This window comes from Pedobacter duraquae (assembly GCF_004362245.1).
Lineage (GTDB): Bacteria > Bacteroidota > Bacteroidia > Sphingobacteriales > Sphingobacteriaceae > Pedobacter > Pedobacter duraquae.
Genome location: NZ_SNWM01000003.1, coordinates 180,126 through 205,281 on the forward strand (window position 1 = coordinate 180,126; position 25,156 = coordinate 205,281).

23 protein-coding genes are annotated in these 25,156 nt (G+C 41.5%); 17 read left to right on the forward strand and 6 right to left on the reverse strand.

Annotation, left to right across the window (positions count from 1 at the left end):
- A complete protein-coding gene (locus tag CLV32_RS12255; RefSeq protein ID WP_133555925.1) occupies positions 1-885 on the reverse strand; it encodes a glycosyltransferase family protein in 885 nt (294 codons plus the stop codon).
- 68 nt (positions 886-953) lie between these two features.
- On the opposite strand from CLV32_RS12255, the gene meaB reads away from it, so the two are divergent.
- The 5 genes from meaB to recG all read left to right on the forward strand — a co-directional run bounded on the left by meaB (position 954) and on the right by recG (position 6,261).
- Positions 954-1,844: a methylmalonyl Co-A mutase-associated GTPase MeaB gene (gene meaB / locus CLV32_RS12260; protein ID WP_133555927.1), complete on the forward strand. Its 891-nt coding sequence runs from the start codon at positions 954-956 to the stop codon at positions 1,842-1,844.
- A 315-nt stretch (positions 1,845-2,159) separates the two neighbouring features.
- The gene (locus tag CLV32_RS12265) at positions 2,160-3,506 is read left to right on the forward strand and encodes an OmpA family protein (RefSeq protein ID WP_133557118.1); all 1,347 of its coding nucleotides are present in this window, start codon (positions 2,160-2,162) and stop codon (positions 3,504-3,506) included.
- Positions 3,507-3,624: 118 nt separating this feature from the next.
- The gene (locus tag CLV32_RS23435; RefSeq protein ID WP_317130250.1) at positions 3,625-3,762 is read left to right on the forward strand and encodes a DUF6728 family protein; all 138 of its coding nucleotides are present in this window, start codon (positions 3,625-3,627) and stop codon (positions 3,760-3,762) included.
- Positions 3,759-4,139, forward strand: coding sequence for a RidA family protein (locus CLV32_RS12270; RefSeq protein WP_133555928.1), 381 nt, complete (start codon positions 3,759-3,761; stop codon positions 4,137-4,139). The genes CLV32_RS23435 and CLV32_RS12270 overlap by 4 nt, the downstream gene beginning before the upstream one ends.
- Before the next feature lie 16 nt (positions 4,140-4,155).
- Positions 4,156-6,261: an ATP-dependent DNA helicase RecG gene (recG, locus tag CLV32_RS12275; RefSeq protein WP_133555930.1), complete on the forward strand. Its 2,106-nt coding sequence runs from the start codon at positions 4,156-4,158 to the stop codon at positions 6,259-6,261.
- On the opposite strand, the gene CLV32_RS12280 is transcribed toward recG, so the two are convergent.
- Positions 6,258-7,469, reverse strand: a complete 1,212-nt coding sequence (locus tag CLV32_RS12280) for a serine hydrolase domain-containing protein (RefSeq protein WP_133555931.1) — start codon at positions 7,467-7,469, stop codon at positions 6,258-6,260. The two genes, recG and CLV32_RS12280, sit on opposite strands and share 4 nt — an antisense overlap.
- A 142-nt stretch (positions 7,470-7,611) precedes the next feature.
- Between CLV32_RS12280 and fumC the strand changes: the two genes are divergently transcribed.
- The 6 genes from fumC to CLV32_RS12310 all read left to right on the forward strand — a co-directional run bounded on the left by fumC (position 7,612) and on the right by CLV32_RS12310 (position 12,336).
- Complete coding sequence (gene fumC / locus CLV32_RS12285) at positions 7,612-9,009, forward strand: class II fumarate hydratase (RefSeq protein WP_133555933.1); 1,398 nt, start codon at positions 7,612-7,614, stop codon at positions 9,007-9,009.
- 2 nt (positions 9,010-9,011) lie between these two features.
- Entirely contained in the window at positions 9,012-9,524 is a 513-nt protein-coding gene (locus CLV32_RS12290; RefSeq protein ID WP_133555935.1) for a fumarate hydratase, read from the forward strand.
- Position 9,525: 1 nt separating this feature from the next.
- Positions 9,526-10,323 carry a S1/P1 nuclease gene (locus CLV32_RS12295; RefSeq protein ID WP_133555937.1) on the forward strand — a complete coding sequence of 266 codons (798 nt, stop codon included), beginning with the start codon at positions 9,526-9,528 and terminating at the stop codon, positions 10,321-10,323.
- Positions 10,324-10,326: 3 nt separating this feature from the next.
- Positions 10,327-10,767 carry a low molecular weight protein-tyrosine-phosphatase gene (locus CLV32_RS12300; RefSeq protein WP_133555939.1) on the forward strand — a complete coding sequence of 147 codons (441 nt, stop codon included), beginning with the start codon at positions 10,327-10,329 and terminating at the stop codon, positions 10,765-10,767.
- A gap of 75 nt (positions 10,768-10,842) precedes the next feature.
- Complete coding sequence (locus CLV32_RS12305; protein ID WP_133555941.1) at positions 10,843-11,298, forward strand: PA2169 family four-helix-bundle protein; 456 nt, start codon at positions 10,843-10,845, stop codon at positions 11,296-11,298.
- Positions 11,299-11,814: 516 nt separating this feature from the next.
- Positions 11,815-12,336: a hypothetical protein gene (locus CLV32_RS12310; RefSeq protein WP_133555943.1), complete on the forward strand. Its 522-nt coding sequence runs from the start codon at positions 11,815-11,817 to the stop codon at positions 12,334-12,336.
- A 49-nt stretch (positions 12,337-12,385) separates the two neighbouring features.
- On the opposite strand, the gene cphA is transcribed toward CLV32_RS12310, so the two are convergent.
- Entirely contained in the window at positions 12,386-15,001 is a 2,616-nt protein-coding gene (cphA, locus tag CLV32_RS12315; RefSeq protein WP_133555945.1) for a cyanophycin synthetase, read from the reverse strand.
- A 238-nt stretch (positions 15,002-15,239) separates the two neighbouring features.
- Between cphA and CLV32_RS12320 the strand changes: the two genes are divergently transcribed.
- From CLV32_RS12320 to CLV32_RS12335, 4 genes are all read left to right on the forward strand, one after another.
- Positions 15,240-16,115: a cyanophycinase gene (locus tag CLV32_RS12320; RefSeq protein WP_133555947.1), complete on the forward strand. Its 876-nt coding sequence runs from the start codon at positions 15,240-15,242 to the stop codon at positions 16,113-16,115.
- Position 16,116: 1 nt separating this feature from the next.
- Complete coding sequence (locus CLV32_RS12325; protein WP_133555948.1) at positions 16,117-16,959, forward strand: isoaspartyl peptidase/L-asparaginase; 843 nt, start codon at positions 16,117-16,119, stop codon at positions 16,957-16,959.
- A 23-nt stretch (positions 16,960-16,982) separates the two neighbouring features.
- Entirely contained in the window at positions 16,983-17,660 is a 678-nt protein-coding gene (locus CLV32_RS12330; protein WP_133555950.1) for a hypothetical protein, read from the forward strand.
- A 104-nt stretch (positions 17,661-17,764) separates the two neighbouring features.
- Positions 17,765-19,927 carry a carboxy terminal-processing peptidase gene (locus CLV32_RS12335; RefSeq protein WP_133555952.1) on the forward strand — a complete coding sequence of 721 codons (2,163 nt, stop codon included), beginning with the start codon at positions 17,765-17,767 and terminating at the stop codon, positions 19,925-19,927.
- A 77-nt stretch (positions 19,928-20,004) separates the two neighbouring features.
- Here CLV32_RS12335 and CLV32_RS12340 read toward each other — a convergent pair whose 3' ends face one another.
- Positions 20,005-20,937: an SPFH domain-containing protein gene (locus CLV32_RS12340; protein WP_133555954.1), complete on the reverse strand. Its 933-nt coding sequence runs from the start codon at positions 20,935-20,937 to the stop codon at positions 20,005-20,007.
- A 66-nt stretch (positions 20,938-21,003) separates the two neighbouring features.
- Between CLV32_RS12340 and CLV32_RS12345 the strand changes: the two genes are divergently transcribed.
- Positions 21,004-23,058, forward strand: coding sequence for a M13 family metallopeptidase (locus tag CLV32_RS12345; protein WP_133555955.1), 2,055 nt, complete (start codon positions 21,004-21,006; stop codon positions 23,056-23,058).
- Positions 23,059-23,158: 100 nt separating this feature from the next.
- Positions 23,159-23,344: a hypothetical protein gene (locus tag CLV32_RS12350; RefSeq protein ID WP_133555956.1), complete on the forward strand. Its 186-nt coding sequence runs from the start codon at positions 23,159-23,161 to the stop codon at positions 23,342-23,344.
- Here the strand turns inward: CLV32_RS12350 and CLV32_RS12355 are convergent.
- Positions 23,341-24,450, reverse strand: a complete 1,110-nt coding sequence (locus tag CLV32_RS12355; RefSeq protein ID WP_243732300.1) for a CapA family protein — start codon at positions 24,448-24,450, stop codon at positions 23,341-23,343. The two genes, CLV32_RS12350 and CLV32_RS12355, sit on opposite strands and share 4 nt — an antisense overlap.
- A gap of 63 nt (positions 24,451-24,513) precedes the next feature.
- Complete coding sequence (locus CLV32_RS12360) at positions 24,514-25,065, reverse strand: C40 family peptidase (protein ID WP_133555958.1); 552 nt, start codon at positions 25,063-25,065, stop codon at positions 24,514-24,516.
- Positions 25,066-25,156 lie beyond the last annotated feature (91 nt).

The following is a 25,156-nucleotide window of genomic DNA, read 5'->3' on the forward strand; positions in this document are numbered from 1 at the left end:
TTATTTGTATGTTGCCTTGAGGATATAGTTTTTGTGTTCTCCGATCCTGATTCCGGTGTATTCAAAAATTTTCTGCAACAGTTGTTGTCTAAATGTATGTGTGCTTTTCGCTTTGGTTAAGTCCTTGTCAAAAGTCCAGTTTAATTTGGCGATTCTTTTTTGCATTACTTGAGGATGCGTGCCTTTAAAATGTTTAAGCTGGTCGGCATTGCCATAATCAAAGGTAACATCTGCAGGAACTTCGGTTTTCACAAAATCCTTGTTATAAAAGGTAGTGAAGTTTTGTCCTTTTTCAACCAAACCTTTCGGCGGTTTTACCCAACCGTAGTGATTTACGTAGGCGTTGATCAATTTTACATGAATCTTTCTGCCATCAATTCTAAAACCCTGGGCATCTTTATAAGAACTGATGTTCAGTTTTCGTTTAACGATCCTGATTTCCCTGCGGTACCATTTTCTGGATTCTGCCAGGTAATCATAGGAGCCATAAAAATGGTTATATTTAAGCAAGAGCCCTTCTATCGCAGCATTGTGCAATGTAGTTGACATTTCCTGTTTGATCAGCGGCAGGTCGTTTTCGTGGATACATTCATCTCCCTGGATATAGAAAGCCCAGTCTGTATCTGCAGATATGGCCTGAAAAGCTTTGTCAGTCTCTTTAGCGAATACAGTTCCCCCTTCCCTCAGCTGATCTTCCCAAACCGTTTCGATAATCTTGATTTTTGAAGATCCGATGTTTCTGATGAGCGCCAGTGTATCATCGTCAGACTTACCTACAGCGATTACAAATTCATCACAAATGGGCAAAATAGAGTTGATGGCCTCTACAATGGGGTAATCATTGGTAATAGCATTCCTGATAAAAGAAAAGCCTGCAATTTTCATGTAATCTGGCTAAGTGGGTTAAAATTGAAATATATTTATATTTCTTTGTAGCAAAGATATGTTTATTGATGGAAAACGTTGAAGCACTTCTTCAGGGAATTACTGCCGGAGACTTTAGAATCCTTGCACGAGGACTGACGCTGGTAGAGAACGACCTTCGATATTCTGCGGAGTTGCTTCGTGCCATTGACCCGGATCATAAAATTCCTGTGATTGGAGTAACGGGACCTCCCGGAGCTGGAAAAAGTACGCTGGTGAATGCCATTACCAACCTGGCGGTGGCAGAGGGGAAGCGGGTTGCCATTCTGGCAGTGGATCCAACGTCACCTTTCAACTTTGGTTCCTTATTGGGTGACCGGATCAGAATGGCGCAGCAATTTAACAAACCAGGTGTTTTTATCCGTTCTGTGGCTACTCGTGGAGCCTTAGGCGGCATTTCTGTAAAGACTATTGAGATGGTAGATCTGCTGAGGGCGGCTGGCTTTGATCTGATTCTGGTTGAGACCGTTGGCGTAGGACAGTCTGAGCTGGAGATTGCCGGACTTGCTGATAAAACTGCCGTTGTTCTGGTTCCAGAATCTGGCGATGAGATACAAAGCATCAAGTCGGGACTGATGGAAATAGCCCAGGCATTTATTGTCAACAAAGCCGATCGGGACGGGGCTGCTCAGTTTGCCAATAACTTAAAGAAGCTGGTTTTCCAGCAGCACCAGCAGGTTCCGGTGTTTAAGACTGTTGCAGATAAGTACGAGGGCATGGATGCAGTGTATAACTGGATGTTGAAAGGCATGGATGCAGATGGTAAGCGGCGGGTCTATCTCCTGGCTGACAAGGCATTCAGGTTGATACAGCATAAGCTGACTGCCCATCTTGACAAAAGGCGGTTGCATCACGAAATATCGGAGGCGGCAGAGTCAGCGGACTTCAACATTTATAGGTTTATTGACAATTGGAAGTAATTGTTAATAACTCTGTCTTAAAAAGAGGACTTGTAGTGTCTTGTGCTGTATACCAGTTGTGAAATCAGGCTAATAAACGCCGTTTCGAAGTGGAAATAACGATTATTAATCAAATCAAATTTGGTTACCTGTTCATGTTATTCATTTTTTTTAGTCAAAAATGGCCTTTTCTAGGCTATATTGGCACATAAAAGTTGAAGTGTGCAAGTTTGGAACGGAGTTTGTATACCTCTTTGAGAATTTAAAAATTTGTTTAATTTTGCTACACAAAAAAATTACACAATTAAAATTTGTTTAACCTTAAAAAAGAAAATTATGAATTATTCTACTTTAAAAAAGGGTCTGGCAGTTTCTTTTGTCGCACTAATGGGAGCTACAACTCTCGCTAATGCACAAGATTCTACTATGACTACATCTTCAGCCAAGGTATTTGGCGGGAGAGGCCAGTACAGAACCTGGTCAATTGGTGTGAATGCAGGTGTTATGTCTCCTTTCCTTGTGATCGGTGGTACTAACGATTTCACTAATCAAGACGTTAACTTAGGTTACGGTGTATCTTTGAAAAAACAATTAGGTCATGCATTTGGCTTAGAAGGTAACATTTTCCGTGGAAAAGTTTCTGGAACTAACAAAGATGCTGCTAACGGAACTCAATTCGGAGTTAGATCTTTCGAAACTGAAATCGGTTATGCTGCTGACATTAGAGGTGTTGTTAACGTTGCTACTGTAGATTTCTTACGTCGTGAGAACTCAGTTAACTTCTTCGTTACTGCAGGTTATGGTTTAATTGCTTATGCACCAAAAACTACAGCTACTGATGGTTCAGTATCTGATTGGAAAGATGTTTCTGGACCAAACAGAGATAAAACTTATGTTAAAGAAGCATATATCCCAGTTGGTGCTGGTGTTAAATTTAAAGTTTCTGACCGTGTTGCTTTTAACTTAGGTTATACTATGCAATTCATCGATGGCGATAAATTTGACGGAGTTTATGCAAAACCACAATCTAAAGATAAATTCTCTTACGGATATGCTGGTCTTGAGTTCTCTCTTGGATCGAAATCTAAACCAGATTTAGAGTGGGTTAATCCTTTAGCTTTAATGTATGATGAATTGAAAGATCCTTCATTACGTCAAGAAGTTGAAGCATTGAAAAACCGTGTTTCTAACGTAGAAAAATCTGTTGAAGATTTGAAACGTGATTCAGACGGTGATGGTGTTGCTGATTTGTTTGACAAATGTCAAGGTACTCCAGCAGGTACTGCAGTTGATGGTTCAGGATGTCCACTTCCTAAAATGGAAGCAGCTACTGCAACAACTCCAGTAAGCACTGTAACTGGATGGGAGCCTATCCAATTCGAATTCAACAGTTCAGTATTAAAAACTGAGTCTTATCCAATCTTAGACAAATTGTCTTCAACATTGCGTGAAAACGGTGGTAAAGTAGCCCTTAAAGGTTACGCTTCAAGCGAAGGTACTGCTGCATACAATATGAAATTGTCTAAAGACAGAGCAAATTCAGTTAAAACTTATTTAGTTAACTCTGGAGTTGGCGCTAGCGCGGTATCAACTAAAGGTTATGGTGAAGCTAATCCAATTGCTTCTAACGATACTGAAGAAGGTCGTATCCAAAACCGTCGTGTTGAGTCAGCTAGAAACTAGTCTAACTTTAACAGTATAGAAAAGCGGGTTCCTTAACGGAGCCCGTTTTTTTTGTGCCTTTTTTTCAGTAACCGAAGCTCTCGTCCGGGGTAAAGCATAATTATCTCTATATTTGTTCATGTACTTTTTCAGAAAGAAAGATCCTCAGCGTCCTGATAATATCAATATCAGGATTATGCATTTTATCAATGCCCTGGCTATTCTTATCTTTTTGGGAGGTATCATCTGGAAGCTTATCAATTTATACTTAACATGAAAAAAATCATCAATACCCCAAATGCACCGGCGCCAATCGGTCCATACAGTCAGGCTGTAGCAGCAAATGGTTTCTTGTTCCTTTCCGGTCAGGTAGCGATTAACCCGGCCACTGGCGAGCTCAATCAAACATCATTACAGGAAGAGACACACCAGGTGATGCGCAATCTTAATGCGGTGTTACTTGAAGCAGGCTACGGCTTTGAGCATTTGTTAAAAGTTACGATCTTCCTTTCTGATATGTCTCTTTTTGCTGAGGTGAATGAGATTTATGGCTCCTATTTTACTGCTGATTTCCCTGCCAGAGAAACTGTGGCTGTTAAGGGGCTGCCAAAAGGGGTAAATGTAGAAATTTCTGGTACTGCTTATAAAGCGTAATATCCCATAATATATTTTGTATACAGCAACGTTAGATGCTCCGATAGAATTTCTTAAAGGTGTTGGCGCGAGTAGGGCCGATCTGCTTAAGAAAGAATTAGGTATCAGTACCTACGGAGATATGCTGACGTTCTATCCGTTCCGGTACATTGACAGGACACGGTTCTATAAGATTAATGAACTAAATCCCGACCTGCCGCTGGTGCAGTTGGTAGGTCGGATTACCGGCAAGGAAACAATCGGCGAGAAGCATAAGAAGCGGATTGTAGCTAAGTTTACCGATGAAACCGGCACTATCGAACTAGTCTGGTTTCAGAGCCTGAAGTGGGTAGACGACAACGTACAACGCGGGAAAGTTTACATCGCCTTCGGTAAGCCAACGCTTTTTAACAATACTTTTAGTATTTCCCATCCTGATCTGGAGAATTATCCGCGACCGGCAACGGTAACAGGAAACCTAACATTGCAACCGATTTATAATTCGACTGAGAAGCTTAAAAAAAGGTTCTTAGATAGTAAAGGAATTCAGAAGCTGCAGCGGTTGCTGATTGAGACACACCTGCGTGAGGTTCCCGAAACTTTACCAGCATATATCCTTGAGAAATACAGGCTGGCGGGCAGGCGCGAAGCACTGTTAAACATTCATTTTCCCGACAATCCATCAGCGCTTCAACATGCGGAGCGGCGGTTGAAATTTGAGGAGTTGTTCTTTATTCAGCTGATGTTGCTGAACAGTAAACAAGTGCGTACATTAAAGTTCAAAGGAGTGCTGTTTAACTCTGTAGGAGCGCGTGTAAATACTTTTTATAAAGATATCCTTCCCTTCGCATTAACGAATGCACAGAAGCGTGTGATCAAGGAAATACGGATGGATACTCAAAGAGGCATCCAGATGAACCGGTTGGTACAGGGGGATGTTGGGAGTGGCAAGACCGTTGTCGCACTGATGAGTATGCTTTTGTCAAACGACAACGGATACCAGGCTTGTATGATGGCGCCAACAGAAATCCTGGCGCGACAACATTATGCTTCGCTGGTGGAGTTGTTGGGTGATCAATTGGTAAAGGTTGATATACTAACCGGCAGCACACCGAAAAAGAAACGTGAAGCCCTACATGCTGGCTTAGAAGATGGCAGCATTGATATTCTCGTAGGTACCCATGCGCTAATTGAAGATAAGGTGAAATTCAAAAACCTGGGTCTGGTAGTTATTGACGAGCAGCACCGCTTTGGTGTAGAACAAAGGGCCAAGTTGTGGCGTAAAAACACAATTCCCCCACATATCCTTGTAATGACGGCAACCCCCATTCCAAGAACTCTGGCAATGACCGTTTATGGCGACCTGGATGTATCGATGATTGACGAGCTGCCCGTTGGTCGGAAGCCGATTGTTACAAAACATCTTTTTGAGGGGCAGCGTATGCGGATGTTTGGTTTTATGAAAGAAGAGATCAGTAAAGGCCGCCAGGTTTATATTGTTTACCCGCTGATCAAGGAGAGTGAGAAACTGGATCTGTTACATTTGGAAGCAGGGATTGAACAAATGCGTTACCAGTTTCCTTTGCCCGATTTTCAGATCAGCATTGTGCATGGACAGATGCCGAATGTAGACAAGCAATTCGAGATGCAGCGGTTCATAAAGGGCGAAAGTCAGATTATGGTTGCAACAACGGTGATTGAAGTTGGGGTGAATGTGCCCAATGCATCTGTGATGGTTATCGAGAATGCGGAGCGTTTCGGGTTATCACAATTACATCAATTACGTGGGCGAGTAGGGCGGGGTGCAGAACAGTCTTTCTGTATCCTGATGTCTGGTCAGAAGTTGAGTAAAGAAGGTAAGCTTAGGCTGGATACCATGGTAAAAACTACTAATGGTTTTGAGATCTCTGAGATTGACCTGCAATTGCGGGGGCCGGGTGATCTTGCCGGTACACAGCAAAGTGGTGTGCTAGACTTAAAGCTCGCAGACCTGGTTAAAGATCAGGTAATCCTACAGGAAGCACGCAACATGGTTAAGGATATCTTCGAAGAAGACCCCATGCTTGAGTTGCCAAGAAATAGCTTGTTAAGTGCCTTTCTCAGGAGAAAAAACCAGGGAATCAGCTTTGATAAAATCTCTTAATCTTCATCGCTTCCAGGTAAGGATCCGTTGCCTGAGTAGGCACCCTTGCGGATAACCGGCATCTTCAGGTATTTAAATAAATCGTCCAGATGCACAAGGCTTCCATTGGTTAAGTTGCCGAGAAAAACCACAACGATATTTTTATCCAGATCACGTACATAGATGTGTCTGAATCCATGCCACCATCCGGTGTGGTAAACAACTTTACGGCCGTTTTCGCCATCAAAGATCCTCCATCCGTATCCGTAGTTGAAGTGCCCATTAATGGCTTTGTTTCTGCCAACATATGCAGAGTCCAGGCTAGCTTGTTTTAAAAGGCGACCTTTTCTTAATGCATTATCATAGAGTACAAGGTCATGTATTGTACTGTAGATTCCCTTGTCACCCACAGGGCCATCAAGGAAGTTCTGTACTACAGAATATCTCCAGGTACGGTCGTGACCCACCACATCAACAGGGATTTTAGGATATACAGTGGTAGAATATACGTGAGTATGTTTCATCCCGGCAGGTTTGAAAACATTGGTCATCATGTAATCTGAATACGGCTTGCCGGTTATTTTCTCAATGATCGCACCAAGTACCATGAAGTTGGAGTTATTGTAGTGGAAGCGGGTATCTGGTGCAGCATATCTGGCAGGTTTATATTCTGCAATAAGTCGCATCACGTCCATATTGCTCATTGGCTTTTTCTTTTCTTTCCAGATGCCGTCAGTAAAGTATACGTAGTTCATCATACCACTGCGGTGTGACAGGAGTAGCCTTACGGTAATACCGTCATAAGGGAAATCAGGAAAGAACTTTTTAACGTTGTCATCCAGAGATAATTTCTTTTGTTCGATGAGCTGCATAATAGCAACGCCTGTAAATGTTTTTGTTACTGAGGCGAGCTCAAACTCTGAATCGATTTTCAGGCTGTCGCGGTGCAGGTAATCCGCCCAGCCGATTGCTTTTTGATAAATGATTTTGCCGTCTTTTGCGACCAGCATATTGCCATTAAATCCAAATTTTTTATGTAAGTTATCTACAAAGTTGGCAATGAATTTATCTCCTTTTTCGGGATTATACACGAGCATAAGGCTATCGGCCTTATCATCATTTACGGTTCTTACTTTTGGGTCGGCGATTTTTTTGTTATTGGCATTGGTACAGGCAGCAAAAAGAAAGGTGACCATGGAAGCCACCACAAAAAAGTTACGATATATCATGGATAGGTGTGTTCTGTCTATAAAAGCCCGAAAATTAAGAAATATTACTCCTTTAAACGTAAAAGAGTTTTAAACATTATGATAAGGAACAGCTTTTTCTATGAAGATTATACCTTAAATTTGTTGCAAACATATAAGAACTATGAGCTTTAGAACTGAACATGATACCATGGGTGAAGTGCAGGTGCCTGCAGATAAATATTGGGGTGCACAAACTGAGCGTTCACGTAATAACTTTAAGATTGGACCTGAGGCATCGATGCCTAAAGAAATTATACATGCCTTTGGGTATTTGAAAAAAGCAGCAGCTTTGGCTAATGCTGAACTTGGTGTATTGACACAAGATAAAGCGGAGCTGATTGCAAAGGCCTGTGATGAAATTATTGCCGGACAGTTGGACGAGCAGTTTCCATTGGTAATCTGGCAAACAGGTTCGGGCACGCAAAGTAACATGAATGCGAACGAGGTGATTGCTTACCGTGCGCACGTGATGAATGGCGGAGCGCTGGAAGATGAGAAAAAAGTATTACATCCGAACGATGATGTAAATAAGTCACAATCGTCTAACGACACGTATCCAACGGCAATGCACATTGCAGCTTATAAGCAAGCTAACGAAGTTACCTTACCTGGACTACAGAAGTTGAGAGACACGTTGGATGCAAAAGCAAAAGAGTTTAGCGAAATCGTAAAAACAGGACGTACGCATTTTATGGATGCAACGCCGCTCACATTAGGTCAGGAGTTTTCCGGATATGTGCAGATGATCGATAATGGGATTCGTGCGGTAAAGAATGCCCTGGTAATGATCGCTGAGCTTGCGCTCGGTGGAACGGCAGTAGGTACCGGATTGAATACTCCGAAAGGATATGACGTACTTGTTGCAGCTAAAATTGCTGAGCTAACAGGTTTGCCTTTTGTAACGGCGCCTAATAAATTTGAAGCACTTGCGGCACATGATGCCATGGTAGAATTATCTGGAGCTTACAGACGTGTTGCGGTTTCATTGATGAAAGTTGCCAATGATATCAGGATGTTGAGCTCTGGCCCACGTTCAGGTATCGGCGAGATCATCATTCCTGATAATGAACCGGGATCATCTATTATGCCAGGAAAAGTAAACCCTACTCAGCCAGAAGCTTTAACGATGGTTTGTGCACAGGTAATGGGAAATGATGTTACTGTGGGTATTGGTGGTAGCAATGGTCATTTTGAACTGAATGTATTCAAGCCTGTAATTGCAGCAAACGTATTGCAATCTGGTCGTTTGATCGGTGACGCCTGCGTATCATTTACTGATAACTGTGCAGTAGGTATTTTGCCAAATCTGCCGGAGATCAAAAAACACCTCGAGAACTCATTGATGTTGGTTACCGCATTGAACCCGCACTTAGGTTATGAAAACGCAGCTAAGATTGCTAAAAAGGCGCATAAAGAAAACAAGACATTGCGTGATGCGGCAGTTGAGCTTGGTTTATTAACCAGCGCACAGTTTAATGAATGGGTGAAACCAGAAGATATGGTTGGTAGCCTGAAATAGGAATGATAAAAAGACTTTTTAGGTTTAAGTATGTTGCCTGTCTGTTATTCCTGATCGGTATTGCTGCGGCCTGCAAACCTTTGCCCAACGTACAGGGCAAGGGTGAAGTGTTTATGCAGGGACTCTGGAATGAAGACAGTGTTGCCAATTCAGCACAGTTGCTGAACTATACCCAGCATAAGTTTAAGTTTACCTGCGACTCGTTTTATGTGGAGCTTGTTACGCATTCAAAAGTAAATTACTATGCAGATTCCTGTTTCAATAAAGGGGTTTGGAAGGAATATGCCAAAGGCGTGTACGAAGTGAGACATGATAGCTTGTTTTTGGAGGGCACATATACCAAGGCGAATTATAAACAGAAAGTGTCTGGTTGTTATCAGATCGGCAGGTATCTGAAAACCTTCTATGTGCGTTCTAAAACAGCGGAAAAGTTGTTGCTGGAGTCAACCAATGATCAGCGTGAATGTGCGCTGGTGTTAAAAGAAAAAATTATTTGTACGCCTAAATCATTATAAGATGAATATGCTTAAAAAAATAAAGATCAGCCTGCTTGCTATAGGATTGTTCTATGTACCGCTTCAGGCATCGGCCTGGGGCATTATTGGCCACAGAGTTGTTGGTCAGGTTGCTGACTATTACCTTACTGCCAAAGCGCGTAAAGGTGTGCAGTCTGTGCTTGGGAGCGAAACATTAGCTATGAGTGCTAACTGGCCTGATTTTATCAAGTCAGACACAGCGTTTAATTACCTGAGCTCATGGCATTATGTGAATTTGCCAGAAGGCCTGGATCAGAAAGGTGTATTCAATTTCCTGGAGACGGAGAAAACAGCTAATATCTACAATAAGATTCCTGAAATGGTGGCTACGCTGAAAAGCTCGAAAAGCACTGCTGCTGAAAAGAAGATGGCTATGCGTTTGTTGGTGCATCTGATGGGCGATTTGCATCAGCCGATGCACACGGCGCGTAAAGATGATCTTGGTGGTAATAAAGTTACGGTGACCTGGTTTGGCCAGAAGTCCAATCTGCACCGTGTTTGGGACGAGCAGCTGGTAGACTATCAACAACTGAGTTACACTGAGTTTGCGGCAGCGGTAAATCATCCGACAGCGGCACAATTGACTGAGTGGCGTGCGGCATCTTTAAAGCAGGATGTTTATGAGTCTTACATGCTCTGTAACAAGATTTATGCAACCACTAAGGCTGATGATAAATTGAGCTACAGGTATAATTTTGATTATGCTGATGCATTATACACACAGCTTGCTAAGGGCGGTGTGCGTTTGGCTGCTTTAATTAACGCTATTTACAAATAATATATGAAGGTGTTAATGGTTTGTCTGGGCAATATTTGTCGTTCGCCATTGGCGGAAGGTATATTCCGCGTTCAGGTAAATGCTGCAGGTTTGGACTGGGAAGTGGCTTCGGCGGGTACTGGCGACTGGCATGTTGGCCATCCACCAGATAGACGGGGCATTGCCATGGCGGCAAACTATGGTTATGATATTTCAGCTCAGCGTGCGCAACAATTTAGTGCCCGGATGTTTGATGCCTTTGACCATATCCTGGTTATGGATAAGAACAATCTTCGAGATGTTTTGAAACTTGCAAAAAATGATGAGCAACGGCGTAAGGTAAAGTTGTTTCTGAATGAGGAACAAGAGGTAAGGGACCCTTATTTTGACAATGCCCTTTTTGAGCCTGTACTATTGGAAATAGAGGTCAGAAGTAAGCAGTTGATTGCCGAGTTTAGTCGTTGATTTTAAAGAGGTATAGAAAATATAAAACATTTTTTAGAGCTCCCTGTTGTTCAAGTACATCAAAATCTATAAAAAATGTCAACATCAACAGTAAACACAGAAACATTAAACGACCTTGTTCAAATCAATAATGACAGAATTGAAGGGTATACAAAAGCTATTGAAGAATTAAAAGCAGAAGACGGTGATTTAAAAGCGCTGTTTGTGAAAATGATCGGCGAAAGTCATAAGTTGAAATTGGCTTTGGCAACCGAAGTGGAAGTTTTAGGTCAGGATGTAGCTGAGGGTACTACAAATTCAGGTAAGATCTACCGCGCATGGATGGACGTTAAAGCTGTTTTTACAGGCCACGATCGTAAAACTGTTTTAAACAACTGCGAAGCCGGCGAAGATGCAGCTCAAAAAGCATACAAATCTGCTTTGGAAGAAGATGATCTTTCTGCAAACTTACGTGAATTAATCACAGAACAAAAAGCACAACTTAGAGCTTCTCATGATGAGATCAAAGCTTTAAGAGATGCACAAGCCTAACTAATTTAGGCAGATATAGAGCCCGGTAAGTTTTTGCTTACCGGGCTTTTTTATGCCTTAATGTTAAATTTGTTAAGTGTTCCAATTTCGCACAACAATAACTGCGTTTCACGTAATTTTTTTATTTTATTTGTTTTCAATTTATACTATTGAACATTAGTAACTAATAATGAATTAAAAATGCACTCTCAAAAAGGTCCGGTTATTCTACTTTTTCTTTCCTTGTTCGTTATTATCGGATCATGAAAAAAAGAAAGTGAATTAAAATTGTCAGAGTTGAAGTCTGAAGAAATTAAGTTATTGCAATTGTGGTACTCTGCAAATGTAACGCAGATGGTAGCCAATCCATTTCGTACTAAGCAGCCATAATGGACCAGTATATACGCATAATGGAGTGCTGAATTTGTATTCAGCGCCCTGGAGGAAGCTTGAATTTTGCCCTCTTGATTGGAAGAATATCAAATGGTATTCCCGGTTATAGACAGCTAAATTGTTCATATTAAAAAAGTATAATCAATGAAAAATTATCTGATTTCTTTTTGCCTAATTATGTCCAGCATAATCGCCTTTGCACAACAGAAGATTATCGTTGACACAAACGTGGTCGTTACTCTTCCTAATAATTATTTGATATATGAAGATTTAGCATTTCGTGAAAAAACCATAAAGGAATATCATTTTGTTATTGAATCCATGTTTAGGAATTCGTTCAAAGTAGATAACACAGTAATTCGCCTTTTTAATAAATCAGGCGAAAGAAAAGATGACATTCTCGCAAGTACGAAACGTTTATTTGATTACAAATCTCCTCCGTCGGACTACGACCCCGATAGAACTACTGAATATTTGCTGTTTAATGGAAACAAATTTTTATTAGTCCATTATAGAAACCGTAATAGTGGTCATTTCAAATTAAGTTGCTATAACAGCGATCCGCCAAACCTATTCTTTGGTGATGTAGATTATGTGCTCGGAGAAAAGGAAAAAGCAAAATCTCTGATTATAGAAATAATGAAAAGTTTGGTGTTTATTAGATAAGGCAGTAAATGTTAAAGCCTGCAACATCTAAGTGTTGCAGGCTTCTTTTTTATACGCCAAATTCCTTATCCAGATATTCGGATACCTTTCCTATGGCATTGTCTATTGTATTGCTCAGAATTGTGATGAACGAATCAGGTTTAACCGTAGCCATAATATAACGCAGGCAATCTTCACCGTTGTTGTTGATGATGATTTCCATATTTGGCTTCACTTCGTGGATACCTGCTAGCAACAGATCTATCAGTTCCTGTTGCGTACGACCGCGAAGGTATTTCTCCTGACAGATGATAATTCTATCAAACATCTGTGCAGCAATTCTTGCTGTTTCTTTGATATCTTCATCTCTCCTATCGCCAGTACCAGAGATTACACCAACGTGCTCCGTTGCTTCAACAGTTTTAAGATAAGCCTTGATGCCATTGAAACCATCTGGATTATGGGCGAAATCTACCAGTACTTTGAACTCTTTAAACTTAAAAATATTCATCCTGCCTGGTGTTTGTGCAGCAGAAGGAATAAATGTTTCGAGTGACATGCGGATATCTTCTGTTTTATAACCGTAAAGGAAGGTAGCAAGCGTAGCGGCGAGTACGTTTTGGATCATGAAGTCGACACTACCACCAAAAGTCAGTGGAATATGGGTTACTTTATCTACCCTGATTTTCCAATCTCCTTTTTTAATGGTGATGTAACCGTTTTCATAAATTGCTGCAGTACCGCCTTTTTTGCAATGCTCAACAATTACAGGATTGTTTTCGTCCATACTGAAGTATGCGACTTTGCAATCTGCAGTTGAGGCAATCCGGATGCAATATTTGTTATCTGCGTTTAGGACGGCCCAGCCATCTCTTTTTACTGCGCCTATGATTACCGCTTTAACACGGGTAAGATCGTCGAGATTATGGATGTCAGCAATACCCAAATGGTCTTCCTGGATATTGGTTACCACACCAATATCACAACGGTTAAATCCTAGGCCTGCACGAAGGATGCCACCGCGGGCAGTTTCCAGGACAGCAAATTCTACGGTAGGATCTCTCAATATAAATTCCGTACTCACGGGGCCTGTTGTATCACCTTGCATCAACATGGTATTCTGCACGTAGATACCATCTGAAGTGGTATAACCAACCCGCGTTCCGTTGCTTTTTACGATATGTGCAATCAGCCTTGTTGTTGTTGTTTTACCGTTGGTGCCCGTTACTGCAATAATTGGAATCCTTGCTGATTTACCTGGAGGGTACAACATATCAATTACCGGAGCGGCTACGTTTCTTGGTAAGCCCTCGCTTGGCGCAAGGTGCATCCTGAATCCCGGAGCAGCGTTAACTTCCAGCACTACGCCACCGTTTTCTGATAGTGGATGTGTTAGGTTCGGTGCCATAATGTCTATACCGCATATATCAAGGCCAATCACTCTTGAGATCCGTTCGCTGATAAATACATTTTGCGGATGCACCAGGTCTGTAACATCAATAGACGTTCCGCCTGTACTGAGGTTAGCGGTAGATTTTAGATATACCACTTCTCCGTTTGGCACGATGGTTTCCAGGGTGTACTCTTTTTTCTCGAGCAGATCCATTGTGTCGCGATCGACAGTGATTTCTGTTAATACGTTTTCATGACCGTATCCTCTTCGTGGATCTTCATTTTCCTTGTCGATAAGTTGCTGCACTGTAAGTTGACCATTACCGGTGATGTGTGCAGGTACGCGCAATGCTGCGGCAACCATCTTGTTGTCAATTACCAGGATCCGGAAATCGTATCCGGTAATGAAGCGCTCGATGATAATTTTGCGAGAATATTGTTTAGCGTAGTCAAACGCTGCTGCAGCTGCTTCGGCAGTTTTTACGTTGATGGTTGCCCCTTTACCATGATTTCCATCCAGAGGTTTGAATACCAGCGGAAAGCCTACACTTTTTATCGCGGATTCCAGGTCGTTTACGTCCGAAATGGTTACCCCTTTAGCTACCGGGATTGCTGAATCGATCAGTAAACGCTTAGTCTCGTCCTTATTGCAGGCAATATCTACGGCAATGCTGTTAGTGCGTTCGGTCATAGTAGCGCGAAAACGAACCTGGTTTTTACCATAACCGAGTTGTACCAATGAACTTTTATTTAACCTGATCCAAGGTATGTCGCGCGCAATAGCCTCATCTACAATAGAGCCCGTACTTGGACCAAGGCGTTCCTGCTCACGCAATTCACGCAGATGCTGGATGTCAAACTCAAGGTCGTATGTCTGGTTGCTGATGAGTGCCTGGGCTATTTTAACAGATGCTTCGGCAGCATATACACCGGCCTTTTCTTCCAGATAACTGAAAACAACATTATAAATGCCGTCGGTTTTTGTCTGGCGCGTGCGGCCAAAACCAGTATCCATACCGGCAAGTGTTTGAATTTCCAGGGCAATGTGTTCGATTACATGACCCATCCATGTGCCTTCTTCGATTCTCTCGAGGAAACCTCCGGGATGTCCTTTTGAGCAGCGGTGAGATTGCAGGCTAGGGAGGAGCAGCTCAATGCGTTCGCGGAAGCCATCTATGAGATTGGTGGGAAGTTGTTCCATCTCTTCCAGATCAAGGCGCATCTGTATTAATTTTTTCCTGTTTATTGACCAAATATTTGGCCCTCTAAGCACTTGTATCCCTAATATCTTCATTCTAAATTGTTTTTGCGAGGTAAATGTATGTTGCGCTGCCAGCTATAAGGCAAATGGCAATAGCGTTTTACACTATTGCGTGTGATCAATAACGAAAACATTATTTCACGTTTAAATCTAATTAAACAATATCAATTTTAACTGTTTCGGCGCAATTAAAATATATAATTGATAAAAAAGGCCGATTTATTAGCTTATTGCGCATATATTTGGAATTATTGGATAATCTAAATACTACATGGCTCCAAAAGGTAAATTAATAATTATTGGTGGCGCAATAAATACCGGAAGTTTCACGGAAACTCAATTTGGCCTGCCTCAAAATATGAACTTTTTTGAGCGAGGCATCCTGAAAAGAATCACTACAGAATCTGTACATAACACTGACTCCAGATTTGAAATCATCACTACGGCATCGTTAATTCCTGAAAAAGTTGGGGAAGAGTATATCAAGGCCTATGCGCAACTTGATGTACATAATGTGGGCGTGCTTAATATCGGAAGCAGGGAACAAGCTAATGATGAAGCTTATGTAGAACGGGTAAAGGCTGCTGATGTCATTATTTTTACTGGCGGTGATCAACTTCGTTTGTCGTCAATTTTTGGTGGTACAGCTATCCATGAAACATTGCTGTATAAGTATGAGCACGAGAAGATCGTTATCGCAGGTACTTCTGCCGGTGCTGCAGCGAGCTCTAAAAACATGATTTATCAGGGGAGCAGTAAAGATGCGCTGTTGAAAGGTGAAGTAAAGATTACAGGCGGGCTAGGTTTTATCGACGGCGTTATTGTAGATACACATTTTGTACAACGCGGAAGGATAGGCAGGTTATTATATGCGGCCGCCAGTAATCCCGGTATCCTGGGCATCGGTCTGGGTGAAGATACGGGGCTGTATATTTCCGAAGGAAATAAAATGGAAGCCATTGGTTCGGGTATGGTTATTCTTGTTGACGGCAGGAAGATGGTAGATACTAATCTTACAGATGTAGAAATGGGACAGCCGGTATCGATTAATAATATGATTGTACATGTGATGTGCGATGGAGATGTCTATAATCTTCAGGAGCATCAATTAACTATTCATCACCCCAAGGTAATACCAATAGATTAATATGAAAATAATTATACATGGTGGTTTTTTTAGCGAGTCCAGCACAAGTCAGGAAACGAAAAAAGCCAAACAAGATTCCCTTTCTGCAATTGTACGCGAAGGTTATAACTATTTACAAACACACACTGCTTTAGAAACTGTAGTCTACGTGGTCTCGTTACTCGAAGATGACATCCTATATAATGCCGGACTGGGTTCGCAAATTCAGAGTGATGGTAAAGTTCGGCTTAGCGCTTCGGTAATGGATGGAAGCAGTCAGCATTTTTCGGGCGTTATTAATATAGAAGACGTTAAAAATCCAATACTTGTTGCGGCAAAATTGCTGGACTATGAGGATAAGGTGTTGAGTGGTTCTGGAGCACAACATTTCGCCAGAGATCAGGGCTTCGGTTATTACAGTCCGATTACGGAACAACGTCAGTCGGAATATGAAGCTAAGCTTAACCAACACGAAAATAAAGGAACGGTAGGCTGTGTAGCTCTTGATGGGCAGGGAAATCTTGCTGCTGCAACATCTACAGGAGGTAAAGGCTTTGAAATCCCATGCCGGGTGAGCGACTCGGCTACAGTTGCGGGAAACTTTGCGAACCGCTATGCCGGAATTTCATGTACAGGTGTTGGGGAAGATATCGTTAGTGCAGGGCTCTCCGTAAAAATTGCAACACGTGTGGCCGATGGCTTTACGCTGGAGGCGGCAACGGAGAAATCTTTCAATGAGCTTAAAGAGATTGACGGTTTCGCTGGAATTATCGCTTTAACCCATACTGGAGAAGTGTATCATCAGGATTCACATCCGCATATGGTTTGGGCATCTTTTGATGGTAACTTACAGGTGTTTAACTAAAAAAAAACTACTATATTTGTAAAATGTATAAACTTTACTTTTCGCTACTGTTAACCTTAATTGTTTCTGGAGCATTTGCACAGAACAGTACTTTTGCCGGTCAGGATTTAGGGGGCGGAAATTCTGCTATCGCTATTGCAGTAACGGATGTGCAGGATGGGGATGATTTTTTCTCTGAAGCAGACCGGAATGAGAAGAAGGGTGATTTATATGACGCTTTGACATTATTTGGCAAAGCTGCTTTTGAGTTCAACAGCTCAAGAAAGTTTAGTAAATATGGACAGGCCTTACTGAGAATGGGAAATATACACATGCTGCTTGCCCACTATGTGGAAGCGGAGCAGGTGATATTGAACGTGGCTTTGAAGAACTATTCAAGAATAGGAAGTTTAAGTGGACAAATTGCATCCTACAAACAGTTGGGCAGGATTTATCTTGCAGACAATAAACTGACCCAATCCCTTTGGTTTTACACTCAGCAGGGTATTTTGGCCAAGCAATCTGGTAATAATGACGCGTACATAGAGTCTATCCTGGGCATCGCTCAGGTGAAGATCAAGAAACGGGAATATGCGCTTGCACACAAGGATCTGAATCGTGCAGAACTGCTGGCTAAGGCTAAGAAGACTAACCAGTTCAGTGCTCAGATCAAGGATGCCAGAGTGCAAATTGCCGATAAACAAAACACTAAAGCGAAGTAGAAAAACTAAGCCTTTTAAAAATTACAGAAAAGAGACAGTATTATTACGGTCTCTTTTTTGTTTTTTTGGAAAATTGGTATCATATTGGTTGTTGATTAATACAAATGGATTTTAAATTATTTAAAGAGATGTTGAGAAGAGTATTATTGGTGACCTTCACAGCTGCTGTACTAGCCTGCAGTGCTGCACCCAAATCACAGGAAGTGGTTCAAGGAATTACCAATATCAAGCCGGATGAGCAACAAGGCCTGGTATGCAAGGAGATCGTGGCTCTGATAGAACATTACAATTATAAGAAAATAACGATAAATGATTCCATTTCCTCGTTGGTATTGGATAAGTTCATCAAGAACCTGGATCCGTCGAAGACGTATTTCCTGAGTTCTGATATTAAGGATTTCGATAAATTTAGAACTACGCTGGATGATGATTTTCGTCAGGGAGACCTGAGTGCCCCTTTTTACATTTTCAATGTCTATTTAAAGAGATACAATGAGTGGATCAATTATTCACTGCAGAAAATTAAAACACCTGGAACTTACGGGCCGAATGATACCTATGTGTATGATAGAGAGAAGATGCCATGGGTTGCCACAACTGCCGGATTAAATGATATCTGGGGAAAACGCATCAAATATGAAATGGTAAACCTGGAAATTGCTGGAACCAGTACTGCAAAAAATGTAGAAACGTTGACTAAGCGTTACCAGAATTTGAAATCGCAAATTGCTAAAATCAACAATCAGGATGTGTTCCAGAGTATCATGGATGCTTTTACTGAGACTATAGATCCGCATACGAATTATTTTAATCCAACTAACGCTGCGCAGTTTAGCGAAGATATGGCCAGATCTCTGGAAGGTATCGGTGCGCGATTGAAACTTGAGAATGAGGTATTGAAGATAGATGAGATTATTCCGGGTGGACCGGCTTTCAAAAGCAAGTTGCTCAGTGCTGGCGACAGGATTGTTGGTGTTGCACAGGCTACAGGAGATTTTGAAGATATCATAGGTTGGAGAATTGATAATTCAGTAGCGAAAATCAAGGGTCCGAAAGGAACTGTAGTACGTTTAAAGATTATCCCGGTTGGTAAAGAGATGTCTTCTAAACCTGTGATCATTACCTTAACCAGGGATAAAGTGATTCTTGAAGGTCAGTCTGCAAAGAAAAAAGTTAGCACGATTCAATCTGATGGCAAACCGTTTAAGGTAGGTATTATCAGCGTTCCTGCATTTTATGCGGATTTCAAGGCTGCTAACGCAGGTGATCCAAACTACAAAAGCACAACACGCGACGTTAAGTTGCTGATCGATACTTTGAAAAATATTGATAAAGTAGATGCCATTGTAATGGATCTACGTGCCAATGGTGGTGGTTCTCTTGTTGAGGCGATCAACCTGACTGGATTATTTATTGATAAAGGTCCGGTGGTTCAGATTAAAGGATTAGACGGAAAGATTGAAGTAAATGAAGACACAAATGCGGGCGCTGCATGGACAGGTCCTTTTGGTGTTCTTGTAGATCGCTTGAGTGCATCGGCATCTGAGATCTTTGCGGGAGCTATCCAGGATTACGGTCGTGGTGTAATTATGGGAACCCAAACCTACGGTAAGGGTACTGTACAGAACTCAATCGATCTGAATAATCTTGTGAATCCTTCATTATTGCAAAGACTTGCTGTATTGATCAGCAAGGATGCTAAAGTAAAAGGCGGTTCGGTGGCTTTATCTAAAGATGGCTTGCCACAATTGGGCCTTTTTAACCTAACTATGGCTAAGTTTTACAGAGTTAACGGTAGCAGTACTCAGCATAAAGGTGTGGTGCCGGATATCTTGTTTCCTTCTGTTTATCCACTGGATAAAATAGGCGAGGATACTGAGCCATCTGCTTTACCTTGGGACGTAATTCCAAAATCTAACTTCGTTGCTGTCAGGGATCTTACTGGTGTGCGCTCAGAACTTGTTAAATTGCATGATGCACGTATGGCAAACTCTTTAGACTATAAAGTCCTGAATGAGGATATTGCAGATATGAAGAAACGTGATGACGAAAATTCTGTTCCTTTAAGCGAGCAAAAGTTGAAAGCTGAACGGGATAGCCTGGAAGCGAAATCTTTAGCACGTACAAACATGTTACGTGAATCAAGAGGGTTGCCGCCGGTAAAAAAAGGCGATAAGATTAAGAAAGATGAGAATATCGATTTTGTCCAGGAAGAGAGTTTAAAAGTTATGGCCGACTTAAACAAGTTGATCAAACCACAAACCTAATACTGACTTCATATAAAGTAAAAGAGCGACTTACCAATTCAGGTAAGCCGCTCTTTTACTTATTGGCAAATTTATAGTTAAGACTTATCTCTGGTGTTATTCTGCATCTGAACTGCCATCAACTCTTTCATGGTTTTATTCATGCCTTCCGTTGATCCATCAAGGAAGATTGTATTTCCCTGACTATTTTCAGCAAAATGCTTAATTGATTCTGTCCACATAGTGAAAAGAATTACTGAGATATCGAGGTTAGCTTGTTCCATTTCCTGAGCTGCTTTAGTCATACCATGTGCAACCTCAGCCCTGAATAACGCAATACCCTGACCTCTTAACTGCGCTGCTTCACGTTCTGCTGCTGCAGCAATTTTTATCGCATTTCCATCGGCTTCTGCGCCTTTTGTTTTGGTGATCAGTAAAGCCTGACCCTCATTTTCTGCTGCCGCTTTCAGGTTGTTTGATGCAACTACACGACTCATGGAGCGCATAATTTCTTCATCAAAAGTGATGTCGTTTAACTGAAGATCCTGCAAATGATAGCCCCAGCTTTCCAGAACTTTATCAATTTGCTCCTTAACATGTAGCACGATCTCATTACGTTGTGCAAGTACATTTGCCTGCTTTTGGGTAGCTACATAGGCTCTAATGGATCCTTCGATGGTGCGAATTAGCGCTTGCATCAAGTTGTTCGAATCCACAAATTTAAAGGCTACGTTTTTAATGGTCTCTTCGCCATGATCCAGCACAGAATAGAGCAGCATGGCTTTAAAATATACGTTTGCCTGATCCAGCGTTACTGCTTGAAAAGATAGTTCAACAGACCGGTTCTGAATAGAGATCCTGGAATGGATATTCTCGATCAGGGGTATTTTGAAGTTAAGACCCGGACCGAGTTGTCTTCTGTATTTACCAAAGATCGTAATTACAGCAATTGTTCCCTGTTTGACAGTTACAAAAGAACTGAGCAGGACACCGACAATGATGAAAAGAAGAATGTAAACAGTGTAATTCATAGCATTTTTTTTTATGAAGGTAGGAAATTTAGGGGTTTTTAGTAGTTTTATATAAAAACTAGATTTATGTTTACAAAAACCAAAGTTGGTGTTTCCCTAGCTGTTCTAGCCTTCGTTTTCGGCTGTCAGAATAAGGATTCCCATAAAAATGCGGGCAACATTGAACAACGGACCGTGTTTTTCGATAAGTCGGGCATGGATACAACCGTGCGTCCCGGCGACAATTTTTTCCTGTATGCCAGCGGTCAGTGGCTCAAAAAAACAGAGATTCCCAAGACTCAAACAGGCTGGGGCTCTTTCTATACGCTCTATAATGACAACCAAAAAAACCTTCAGGCGATCTTAATTGCCAGTGCTAAGGAAGAGCAGAAAAAAGGAAGTGCTGCACAAAAGGTTGCCGATTTTTATACGAGCGGCATGGATACAGTAACGATTGAAAAATTAGGAGCAGCGCCTATTTTACCATTGTTAAAGAAAATTGACGCGATTACAAATTATAAAGAACTGATCGATTTTGCCGCCAATGGCTTTAAGGAAGGCGATGGTGATCTGTTCGGGTTTTACGTGGGACCAGACGATAAGATCAGCATGAAAAATGCTGTAGTATTTTCACAATCTGGACTTACCTTACCTGAGAAAAGTTATTACTTTAATAATGATGATCAGACCAAAAAAATCCGGACAGCGTTTTTGAAGTATGGTGCTTCGCTGTTCCATCTTGCAGGTATTGATACTGTAAGTGCGGCCGCTTACGCTGATCAGGTGCTTAAGTTAGAGACCGCTATTGCGGCTTCGCACTCCACCCCGGTAGAATTGAGGGATCCGCAAAAAAACTACAATAAGTTTTTGGTAGCTGATTTTCAGAAACAAACTCCCAATATTGACTGGAAAGATGTATTGAATAAATTGGGTTTGAAAACGGATACGATCTTAGTATCTCAGCCAAAATATTATCAGGCTTTAAGTACATTGATCAAATCACAGCCAATTACGGTGTGGAAACAGAAGCTAAAGTTTGATGCCCTGAATTCGGCGTCCGCAGCTTTAAGCAAAGGTTTTAGAGAGGCCAGGTTTGCTTTTTACGGTAAAACACTGAGCGGACAGCAATCACCGACTGAGCGTTGGAAGACTGTTGTAAATGCAACAGATGCAAACCTTGGGGAACTGCTTGGGCAGTTGTATGCTGAGCAATATTTTAAACCGGAATCTAAGGAACGTATGCTGTCGTTGGTAAATAACCTGCAGAAGGTATATCGTTCGAGAATTGAGAAACTGGACTGGATGAGTGCCGGCACTAAACAAAAGGCTGTAGAAAAACTGGAAGCTTTTATCAAAAAAATTGGTTATCCTGATCAGTGGAAAAAGTATGATGACGTAGAGATCTCTAAAGATACGTATTACGCCAATCTGCAATCCGCCTCAAAACATGCTTATAAAGAAATGGCTGATCACCTTGGTAAGCCTGTAGATCGTAAAGAGTGGGGTATGACTCCGCCTACCGTTAATGCTTACTATAACCCTTCTTATAATGAGATCGTTTTTCCGGCGGGTATTTTACAATTCCCTTTCTTTGATTACAATGCTGATGATGCGATAAATTATGGTGCTATCGGCGCTGTAATCGGTCACGAAATGACCCATGGTTTTGATGATCAGGGAAGGCAGTATGATAAAGATGGAAATCTTAAGGATTGGTGGGTTGCCGCTGATGCAACTAAATTTAAAGAGAAGGCAAAAAAAGTTGCTGACCTATATAACAGCTTCGTGCTTCTTGATAAGCAGCATGTGAATGGTGATCTTACGATGGGAGAGAATCTTGCTGACATCGGCGGACTTGCCATTGCTTATGATGCTTTTAAATTAACCAAACAAGGGCAAGGCAATGAAAAGATCGATGGATTTACGCCTGATCAGCGTTTCTTTCTAAGCTTTGCGCAAGTATGGCGGATTAAAACGAGAGACGAGACTGCACGTGTTCGTTTGAAAACAGATCCGCATTCGCCAGAAATGTTTAGGGTTAATGGACCAGTATATAGTATGGAGGCATTTTACAAGGCTTTCAATATACCAACTTCTGCAAAAATGTACGTTGCGCCTGCAAACCGTGTAGGTGTGTGGTAGTTAAAATATAATTTATGCGTTAAAAGCTGCCTCCGGGCAGCTTTTTTTGTTTTCCGAATGCGGCATAGATATTGTATCTGCAGCACTAAACAAAACTACTATGAATGTAAAACGTACTTTCGGAACTATCCTGACTATTCTGGGTATTATCGGCCTGATCTATGCCGGTTATGGCTTCACTAAGCATGATGCCGCAACGCGTCAGTTAATCGTATTTGGTGTAATTGGTGCAATATTCTTTTTCACAGGCATAAGCCTGGTGCGCAATACAAAAGATGAGGCTTAGTTAAGGCTGATCTTAATCTGCTGATCGGGGGTAAACACGAGTTTGTTTTCCGGAATATCCATTTGTGTAAGCATTTTCATTTTTTGGAAAGCAGCATGTGTTTTATCCACCGTTAGGTGATTTATTTTGTCTTGTCGCACGGAGATAACATCGGCCATCAGGAAATCGCCTTTTCCGTTTATCTTTATCTGGATCAGAGGTGCGATACCGTTTGGCCCGCTTAGGTTAAACATTCCGTAGGTACAGAAGTTGCCCATGCTGTAAGCAATAAATTTACCTTTGTAACATTCTGCAGCCCGGGTAACATGTGGTCCATGGCCAAGAACCACATCTGCTCCGGCATCAATTACAGCATGTGCAAAGGCATACACATTTCCCCGGTCTTCTTTATAAAACACTTCGGTTTTTCGGGTTACATGTTCAAACTTTGATCCTTCTCCACCTCCATGAAAAGAAACAATAACGATGTTTGCTTTGGCTTTTAGCTGGGCTACTAATGCTTTGGCGCTATCAATTTCTGTAATCTGTAACGTATTGTCGTTTGGGGAGAAAGCACAAAAAGCATAGGTTATCTCATTTTTTTCAAATAGGCTATAGGGTTTGCTGTTGAGGCCGGCGTAGTTAATGCCCAATGAATCAAGGATGGTACTTGTTTTCTTTCTGCCAGCAATACCAAAATCGCCTACGTGGTTATTGGCGACGCTTAGTAAGTTGAACCCGGCGTCTTTGTAAATTCCAGCATAACGCTCTGGCATCCTGAAAGCGAAGCAACTGTTGCCGATGGTGTCTTTACATTTTGTGGATTTTCCGGAGTTAAGAAAGCAACCCTCCAGATTGCCGAATACAATATCACCTTTCAAGTATTCCTTAACAGCTTTAAAACTGTTCACTGCATCATCTTTAGGGAGGTTGCTTGCAGACGGATATGCAGAGCCAAGCATCATGTCTCCTACAGCGGTGATAGTGAGCGTATCTTTTAGTGTACTGTCTGAAAGAACCGGCGCACTATGAACCTCTTGTAGTACAGGTTGCGCTTTATTGATACAGCTTAACGAGGTAAGGAGCAAGGCAACACAAAAAAAACTCAGGATATGTAATTTCATCATATGAGGTCATAAAAAAATCCCCCAGGTTATCAGGGGGATTTAAGATCTTTTAAGGTATAAAGGCTATTCCTCTATTAAATTATCTTTCATTGAATCCAGTATTCTTCCGCCTTTATAAAAGTAGCGTGCATAATATGGATCATTAAGGTTACTGATTACGACACCTCTGTTAGAGGCGTGTGCAAAGCGGCCGTTTCCAAGGAAGATACCGATATGTGAAATCTTAGCACTTTTAATTTTGAAAAATACCAGATCTCCTTCTTTCAGTTCATCTTTAGGCAATGGGTTTACCATGCTAAAAATATCTCTGGAGTTACGGAGTATGGTTGTGTTAAATACTTTATCGTAGATAGCTTTGGTAAAAGCTGAGCAATCGATTCCTTTTTTTGTGTTTCCTCCGTATCTGTAAGGAGTACCTATCCATTCGTAGATGAATTTATACAACTTCAGGTTAGATGTTGCATCTACTGCAACGCCCATCACCTGGGATAAATATTGGGAAGCTAAGTTGTCTGGATCGGCAGTGTTATTGGTATCTTTTGTTTTTGTTTGCGCATGTAGGGATGTTATGCTGCACAAAGCGATTAGAGAAGAAAACAAAAATTTTTTGATCATGTTATCCTATTAAGTTTGGGTAAAATGCACTTACACTTAAACGTACACCATTTTGGCTTATTGTTCGACTACCAAAACTATGTAATTTCTT